This is a genomic window from Oleiphilus sp. HI0080 (genome assembly GCF_001635135.1).
The window spans coordinates 1-8498 of sequence record NZ_LWFU01000380.1 but is presented as its reverse complement, the minus strand read 5'-3'; the positions used below and the strand labels follow the sequence as shown (position 1 = coordinate 8498).

Sequence of the window (8498 nt, the reverse complement as noted above, 5' to 3'; positions counted from 1 at the left end):
AAGCTTTTACGTATGAGCTTTACCAAATACTCGGCATATTCATCCCTCTGATCGTGACCAATTGTGCCATTCTTGGGAGAGCCGATGCTTACGCGAGTAAAACTAATCCGTTATTCGCCGGTGTTGATGGCTTCATGATGGGGCTTGGGTTCCTTATCGTGCTAGTGATTCTTGGCGGTGCTCGAGAGGCGATTGGCCAAGGTACACTTTTCTCCAACATGCATCTCATTTTCGGCGAAGCAGCGCGTGGCTGGGAGATAATTCTAGCGACGGATTACAGTAACTTTCTGTTTGCAATTCTGCCGCCTGGGGCATTCGTCGGCATGGGTTTAATCATTGCAATCAAAAATGTGATTGACGCGAAAATCGCGCAACGCAAAGCACAGCAAAACCAGACAAGTGCTGGCTCCAAGCGGGTTAGGGTAACAGGTCATATCTCCTAGGTTATTAGCAGCAAATTTGAGCATTTCAGAAATCTTGTACTAGACTCACTCCAGAATTCGGGATCGAATATGGACTGTTTATGAGTGCCCAAAAAATCGTTGTTTTTCATGCACCAGGAAAAACGCCCTCAAGCTATGACCATAACATCGGTCAATTAGAGGGTGCCGTGCACTTTGATTTGCCTGTTGGTACGAAGGACTTCGCTTCAAACGACCACGTTGCCAAGAGCATAGAGCATCTTCCGCATGCCATACTGTTCGACATTATTGAGGGGGTCGATTATCACTCTCTCGTCTCCTATCTGGATGGCCAGTTAAAAGATTCACGACCGACGATGCTCGGCATGGTCGACAACGCATTAGAAGGCAAGCCTTGTAATGTACTCACAAAACTCCCACTAGATAGCTACCTTGGAACAGACTGGGACAAAGAACGCATTCAGCACAAGTTACAAACCTTCATTCAACACAAACAGCATAATGAAGATCTCCAAGAACAGCTCAAATCGACGACAGACACAGCGTTGACTGCGATGCGGGCCGCTTCTGAAATTGGCCTATTGATGCAGTTGGTCGAGTGGCTGCAGGAATCATCGAGTACCGATGATGTCGCCAATGCGTTATTTCGTCTTTGCGGCAGCATGGAGTTAACAGCCTATTCTTTAATCGTGGATAACACGCGACGAACCTATTTCCCACACGATGCCGTGCACGAGGCCGCGAAAAAAATCATGGATGAAGCGCTGACGAGTGATATTCGAGTGCTATCAAGAAATCGCATATTGGTGTTTCGGTTGGATTACTTGGTTTTATTGGTTACCAATGCCCCTTGGGAGGATCAGGAAAAATATGGCCGATTGCGTGACATCTTACTTCAAGGTGCCGCGCTTGCCGAAGCCAAAGCACGAACGATCACCGTCAACAATCTAATCAATAGCCAGCATACGCAAGTCACCTCGATCATGGACATGATCAAATCGGTGTCCGCCGAAACGCAAATGTACGCCCGCGACATTATGAAAAACCTGTCCGATGAGCTGCATATCGCAGCTATGACTCTCGACCTGACGGAAGAACAAGAAGCAAAGCTTTTAGAGCTATCGAGTGACGCGTTCGAGTCAATGGAAGTGCTTTATCAAAACAGCGATGCTTTGGAACATCACTTCCACAGTCTCATCAGCTCTATCACAGCCGTAGAAGCACTAACTAAGAACGAGGTGAAAAAAACAGAACCAGAACTAGAAAGTAACGACGACGTCGAACTCTTCTAATAAGCTACCCGAAATCTACTCAATTTCGCATCGACAAGCAGCAATTTGAACATTGCATGACAACCCTGTCACGTTCGTCCCAAAACCGGCTTGATCACTCCACATACTGTTTGTAGGATAGCCCGCTGTACGTTTGCCGTTTCACTATTACGGCATTTAGGTGAACCAGAGGTCTTCAATGAAGAAGTGGATTGTGGGAAGTGTGGTTGCGCTATCCGTGCTGACAAGCGGATGCTCGTCTTTTCAAAAGGAACGCGACCTCGAACTATATCTAGTAGGTGCGGGATTAACCTATGCGGTTGGTAAGCATCTTTGTCGAACCAGTGATCATGAGGAAAAGTGTGGCGTTGGCGCAGCGGCCGCTTTCGTTATTTGGTATTAGTCATCTTGTTCCGGCTGAGAAGCCCATTCTTTTAGCCGAGAATTTTCCCGTAAGTGCGCTGCTAAAACATCCGCCCAATACGTCAGAGCCGCTTCATACTGGCCAGTGCACTCCCGTCGATCAAATACTGGCGCTGCGGTTTCTTCCGAGTCATAAGCTTTCATGACACACAACACTTGCATTAATCGGTACTCGTCTGCCTCAAATTCAGTTTTGAATCTCTGAGACTGTATTGATGGTGCAGCACGGTCAATCAATAAGAACTCTTCTGCGGCATCGAGCAAATAAGGCTGATCAACCACTGAACTTTCAAGAAGCATGACAGTCACCAATGCATCGATACGCTCTGCATCCCAGCCCACAATCTTTAATTCCAAATCAATGACCACTCCCCGAATAAGCTCACTCATCAAATAAAACTGCAAAGCCGCAGAGAGTATTGACTGCTGAACACCTTCTTGCTGAGGAAATCGCGCCTTCAGATCATCAAACGCACGATAGATATTCGAGAGGGGAACGACGACCAAACGGGCATCCGGATCATAGTAACCATATGGGCGTTCTGACACTTCTATGAACATCGCCTCTTGCAACGCAATCTCTTCAAAGACCAATTGTCGCAATGGCCGCTCAAAGTCGGCTCCCAAACGCTCAAACAGTTTTTCGTGATCGAGCGACATAGCTTGCTCGCTCCATCGAACAAGCGGCTCTTCTGCGACCGCCCCCTCTTGAGCAACCGTAACCTGCACAGTCCATAACAAGCCTGCTACGCCGCACAAAAGGCAGAGTACGATCTTTCTTGAGAGCTCATACACGCACAAATGCCCTCTACCCTTTCAATAGCCGTGCCGCATCCTTGGCAAAATAAGTCAAAATAGCATCGGCACCCGCTCGCTTGATACAAAGTAACGACTCAAGAATCACCTTGTCTTTGTCGAGCCAGCCGTTTTCAAACGCAGCGACGTGCATCGCATACTCACCACTGACCTGATAGACAAAAGTCGGTGCGCGTAATTCCGTTTTAACGCGCTGAACAATGTCTAAATAGGGCATGCCTGGTTTGACCATCACCATATCGGCGCCCTCTTGCAAATCCATTGCCGCTTCGTGAATCGCTTCATCGCTGTTTGCTGGATCCATCTGATACGACTTCTTATCAGCTTTACCGAGATTAGCGGCTGAACCGACGGCATCCCGAAAAGGGCCATAGTAAGCCGATGCATATTTCGCCGCATAGGAAAGAATCGCCGTTTCAGTAAAGCCTGCAACTTCAAGGCCCTGACGAATCGCCGAGATACGGCCATCCATCATGTCAGACGGCGCAACAATATCGGCACCAGCCTCAGCATGGGATAACGCCTGTTTTACCAATACGTCGACCGTAGCGTCATTCAGAACATACCCGTTTTTATCGATCAAACCATCCTGTCCATGGCTGGTAAACGGATCCAAGGCAACATCTGTAATCACCGCTAGTTCAGGAACCTCCGCTTTCAAGGCTCGCACCGCGCGTTGCGCCAATCCATCTGGATTGAATGCCTCTCGGGCATCATCTGACTTGGCTTCCAAAGGCGTGACCGGAAATAATGCAATAGCAGGGATACCTAGCTCGCGTAACTCCTTAGCTTCAGAGACGAGTAGATCAATACTCATTCTCTCGATCCCAGGCATTGAAGCCACATTTTCACGCACAGATTCACCCTCAATCACAAACATTGGGTAGATTAAATCGGCTGCATGCAAAGTATTCTCTGCCACCATTCGTCGCGTTGATTCTTGAAAACGCAGCCTGCGCAACCGTGTATTTGGAAATTGACGAGAAAGAGGGAAAACCAAAAAGACCTCCAGAGCCTATAAAAAGATTGTTGGATAAAGTTCGCGGAACTAAGATCCTAGCGTCTAGTCTTATAGTATGAATCATCCTCAATTAAAGAGCACCTTATGCCCCTTAAAAAGATACTGCTCGCGCTTGTTGTCATTACAGCAATCGCTGCTTTCTATGGCCTCGGTTTAGATCAGTACCTAAACTTAGAGAATTTCTTAGCACAACGTGATGCCATCCTTGAGTATCAAGCAGAGAATCCCTACCAATCGGCATTGTCATTTTTTGCCCTGTATATTGCGATAACTGCTTTTTCTTTACCTGCTGCAACACTCATCACCCTAGCAGCGGGGGCTATTTTTGGTCTATGGCAAGGCGTGCTTCTGGTTTCTTTCGCGAGCACGATTGGCGCCAGTCTTGCCTTTCTAATGGCACGCACCTTATTCAGAGACAGCGTGCAGGAGCGGTTCAAAAGCAGCTTCGAGAAAATAAACAGTGGCGTTGAGCGCGAGGGTGCATTTTATCTATTTGGACTTCGACTCGTTCCGATCTTCCCTTTTGTTGCCGTTAACCTGTTGATGGGTTTGACCAATATTCGCTTAAGCCAATATTTTTGGGTAAGCCAACTAGGCATGCTTCCTGGAACAATTGTCTATGTAAATGCCGGAACACAACTCGCAGAGCTAGATTCTCTAGCCGGTATCGCATCACCTGCAATGCTATTGTCATTTGCAGCACTCGGCATCTTCCCGATTATCGCAAAACGCGCACTGGAACGACTCAAAGCGCGGCGAGTCTACAAGGGATACTCCAAGCCGAAACAGTTCGATTCAAATCTAGTCGTGATCGGCGCAGGCTCCGCAGGTCTAGTGAGTGCTTATATTGCTGCGGCCACTAAAGCAAAGGTGGATCTCATCGAGCGCCACAAAATGGGTGGCGACTGCCTCAATACAGGTTGCGTGCCTAGCAAAGCGCTGATTCGATCCGCTAAAATCAAACATTACGCCGACACAGCCGCGCAATATGGTGTACAAATCGACAATGCTTCAGTTGACTTTCAGCAAGTAATGGAGCGAATCCAAGACGTCATTCAAAAGATTGAGCCTCACGATTCGGTTGAGCGATATACGGGTCTCGGTGTTAATTGTATTCAGGGTAGCGCCCAGATCATTGACCCATGGCATGTCAAAGTGGATGGCAAGACCATTGCGGCGAAAAATATCATCATTGCAACCGGCGCAAGGCCGGCCATGCCCGAGATATTGGGCCTTAACTCAGATCTTGCTTATAACTCCGATACCATCTGGAATTTACGCCAACCACCCAAAGCAATGATTGTAGGAGAGGGGCCTATAGGGTGCGAGCTTGCGCAAAGCTTTCATCGGCTTGGTATCAACGTCACACTCGTCGGCCGAAATGACACGGTACTGCCGCGCGAAGACAGTGATATGGCGAGCCTAGTACAAAGCAAGATGCTGAGTGAAGGTATGAAATTGGAAATGGGCTTTGATGCCGTCGAGGCGAAGCCCCATCCCGAGGACCCAAGCAAACAACTTCTGGTGGCGAAATCGAAAAGTGAGCAAGTCATTGAACTGGAATTCGACTGTATATTATTTGCCGTAGGCCGGATTGCGAATACCAAAGGATTCGGGCTGGAGAACCTAGGCATCGAGAACAACGACAGAGGTACGCTGCAAGTCAATGAGTATCTGCAGACGAAGTTCCCTAACATATACGCCTGCGGTGACGTTGCTGGCCCGTACCAACTTACACACGCGGCTTCACATCAAGCCTGGTATGCGTCGGTCAACGCACTATTCGGCGGCCTTAAACGCTTTAAGGCGGACTATCGAGTCATCCCTTGGGCAACGTTTACCGATCCCGAAATTGCGCGAGTAGGCTTGAGTGAATTTGAAGCTCAAGAAGCAGGGATTGCATATGAAGTACACCGCTACGGCATTGACGATCTCGACCGCGCAATCGCAGACAACGTCGCTTATGGACAGATTAAAGTTCTAACGGTTCCAGGCAAGGATAAAGTGCTCGGCGCTTGCATCGTTGGGCACCATGCCGGTGATCTAATTACGGAATTTGTGACCGGTATGAAGCATGGCCTTGGGCTAAATAAATTGCTAGGCACCATTCATATCTACCCCACGTTAGCAGAGGCAAATAAATATCTGGCAGGGGAGTGGAAGCGCGCGAATGTGAGTGATCGAACGATGTCGTTGCTAGCCCGCTTCCATAAGTGGACTCGCAGCTAGCATGCGTATCTAGGTAATCTTGTAGATTTTAAATTAGCCAAGGACTGGCAACAATCCACCGAATGCAATGCCACCAGACATAATGAAGCAGCAAGCGCCAAATGCCTGTGATAAGCGCACGCGGGCTGCTTGTTTCTTGTCATGAAGCGTTCGGCACCAATGCTTGAACGCTGTCGGCTCTTTCAACCAATAACGCGCACTACCACCATCAACATCAAGCGTTTGCAAAGCAATGTTCTGATCCTGATCTCGCTTAAATCGGACGATCACGAATAAACAGGTCGCAACAACAAAAGAAGCAACAATAATATGCAAAGGACCAATGCCTGAATCAGGTACCAGTGCAGACAAAAACAAGCCGCCAATCAAGATTGCCAACATAGCACTCAACAAAAGAAATGTTCGACAGTTGCGCAATTCAGTGCGTCGAGATTTAGAGACGTGCAGTTTAATTTTATCACCGATGTGGAATCGATTTGCCGCCAGCTCATCAATGCACGTAAACACAATAGGGCCTTGTTCAGTTTTATATTCTAAAACGGGATAGTAACCACTTTTGGTCCCAGAACGAGCATTAGAAGGGAGAAACACGTGTTGGATAGATTTAACGGAAGCATTGACCTGATGCGTGCTTTTCAAAAAGCGTACATAGTCTCGCGTTAACAACAGGCCCGCGACAGCCATCGTACTTGCCATGGCAATATTGTAAAACTCAACCAGCATTCACTACTCACTACAATCAAAGAAGGTACAGCTCATTGAGACTTTTTAGTCTTTCTTATTTGAGCGCAATTTGTCTTTTGCTTTGTTAATACTACGTGTAGCTATTTAACTTTGTCGGCTTAGCTCACAGACGAAACGAGACCCAAGTCCCATTTCGAGTTTGGGGATTATGCGTACAAAAGACAGGCAATGCAAGCACAAATAACCCTACGGTGCAGGGATAGCAGGCATAAAAAAAGCGCGTTAGGAGGCGCGCTTACATGGGTACTACTTTAACTTATTGCTGGTCTGAAAAAACGATACTTCGCGGTCTCGCCTAGATAGGCGTTGAACCATAAGTCATATTCGGCTTTTTAGGAGGATCAGCTCGGACGTTGTCAGCAATCTTACTTACATTACCACCACGCTGCAGAAATTCAGCGACGTCAGAATTCAATTGCTGGCGAACGTTATTACGAATTGTGACCGGAGACTCGCTAGAACAAACAGCGAGCGGCCCATTGGCTTGCTGAGACATAATGACACCTTCATTTTTACCCGCACGGTAAATATTTAGTTGCAATAAATGATCGCCACATCTTTGTACGGCGTTTCGTTTTATTAATTAAGCCCCTCGATCTTTAAAGTCAGAGTTTGGTAGCACTCTTAATAGACTTTCTGCCAAGTTAAGCTTACAACCTAAATATAAAGCACATTCTAGCTTTTGCAAGGTAAATGCTTGTTTTTAATGCTTTAACATTAATTCATATGTTGTCAGACGTAGTGAAATGTAACCCAACTATTGATTTTAAGTGGTTTTTCGTAGCACCCCGAGCAGAGCGCTGAAACTGAGCTAAGGTTAGTTTATAGCGCATGAGAAATGGCTACGCGCTAACACCTCTCCAATGCCATTTCTCAAATCCCTAGTTGTTATAAAACTATTCGGGCTTCCTTTTGGAAGCCCTTTTTTTTGCACTTATTCCGTTTAGTCTTTTAAAGACAGATGACTGATATCGGGTGTCACGGGCACCTTTTCTTCTTTTTTCTCGCCCAAATCACTACCTGCTGGCGCAACACTAAGATTGTCTTGCATGACAAGCTCAGGCATCACTACCTCCTCTTTATGATCCGCAAGATCTACACCCGCCGGTTCCACGCTCAAATCAACATTCGCTAATAGCGCATCCACTTTTTCACCAGCAACATTAAGCCGCTCTGCGCTCTCTGGATCAACCGCCTGAGCGCGCATTGACGGAGCGCTCGTTGATTTCGGCTCGGGTTCTGATTGCCATGATTCCGGTCGCGGAGCCGATGTAAATTGCGCTCTTGGAGGTTCTTGAGCTTTGGGTGCGTTATCCGCGGCTGTCTGTACAGAAGTATTTGACGCGGAATTTGATTCGAGCTTGCAGACCGCACCCCGGGCTTTCAGAGCCGCTAAATACTTCTCACCTGTCGCAGAATCGAGTTTGGATTTAAGTACGACTCGCTGACCAGCGAACATTTTCTCTATTTGGGCGGGGCTTGCTTTGAAAAGCTGCCCAAGTTTTATTTTGCAATCGTCCAGTTCGGCGCCTGGCGCGAGCTCTCCGTAAAAGGCTAGCTCGTACTCCTCTG

The 8498-nt window shown here is 47.4% G+C and carries 9 protein-coding genes; 4 read left to right on the top strand and 5 right to left on the bottom strand.

What is annotated here, in order from left to right; genetic code table 11:
• From A3751_RS06180 to A3751_RS06170, 3 genes are all read left to right on the top strand, one after another.
• On the top strand, positions 1–443 hold a 443-nt coding region (locus tag A3751_RS06180), incomplete at its 5' end, for an Rnf-Nqr domain containing protein (protein ID WP_304439011.1).
• Positions 444–523: 80 nt separating this feature from the next.
• Positions 524–1714, top strand: a complete 1191-nt coding sequence (locus A3751_RS06175; protein ID WP_068453436.1) for a hypothetical protein — start codon at positions 524–526, stop codon at positions 1712–1714.
• A gap of 178 nt (positions 1715–1892) precedes the next feature.
• The gene (locus A3751_RS06170) at positions 1893–2096 is read left to right on the top strand and encodes a hypothetical protein (protein ID WP_068453434.1); all 204 of its coding nucleotides are present in this window, start codon (positions 1893–1895) and stop codon (positions 2094–2096) included.
• Here A3751_RS06170 and A3751_RS06165 read toward each other — a convergent pair.
• The gene (locus A3751_RS06165; protein ID WP_068453432.1) at positions 2093–2911 is read right to left on the bottom strand and encodes a DUF4344 domain-containing metallopeptidase; all 819 of its coding nucleotides are present in this window, start codon (positions 2909–2911) and stop codon (positions 2093–2095) included. The two genes, A3751_RS06170 and A3751_RS06165, sit on opposite strands and share 4 nt — an antisense overlap.
• A 13-nt stretch (positions 2912–2924) precedes the next feature.
• On the bottom strand, positions 2925–3932 hold the full coding sequence (hemB, locus tag A3751_RS06160) for a porphobilinogen synthase (RefSeq protein WP_068453431.1): 1008 nt from the start codon (positions 3930–3932) through the stop codon (positions 2925–2927).
• A 105-nt stretch (positions 3933–4037) separates the two neighbouring features.
• Here hemB and A3751_RS06155 point away from each other — a divergent pair, with 105 nt between their 5' ends.
• Positions 4038–6182, top strand: a complete 2145-nt coding sequence (locus tag A3751_RS06155) for an FAD-dependent oxidoreductase (RefSeq protein WP_068453428.1) — start codon at positions 4038–4040, stop codon at positions 6180–6182.
• Positions 6183–6215: 33 nt separating this feature from the next.
• Here the strand turns inward: A3751_RS06155 and A3751_RS06150 are convergent, their stop codons facing one another.
• From A3751_RS06150 to A3751_RS22665, 3 genes are all read right to left on the bottom strand, one after another.
• Positions 6216–6905: a DUF3592 domain-containing protein gene (locus A3751_RS06150; RefSeq protein WP_068453426.1), complete on the bottom strand. Its 690-nt coding sequence runs from the start codon at positions 6903–6905 to the stop codon at positions 6216–6218.
• 316 nt (positions 6906–7221) lie between these two features.
• Positions 7222–7467 (bottom strand): hypothetical protein, encoded by a 246-nt coding sequence (locus tag A3751_RS06145; protein WP_156498393.1) that lies wholly within the window; start codon positions 7465–7467, stop codon positions 7222–7224.
• Positions 7468–7869: 402 nt separating this feature from the next.
• The coding region (locus tag A3751_RS22665; protein ID WP_082863086.1) for a hypothetical protein at positions 7870–8498 on the bottom strand (629 nt) is incomplete at its 5' end.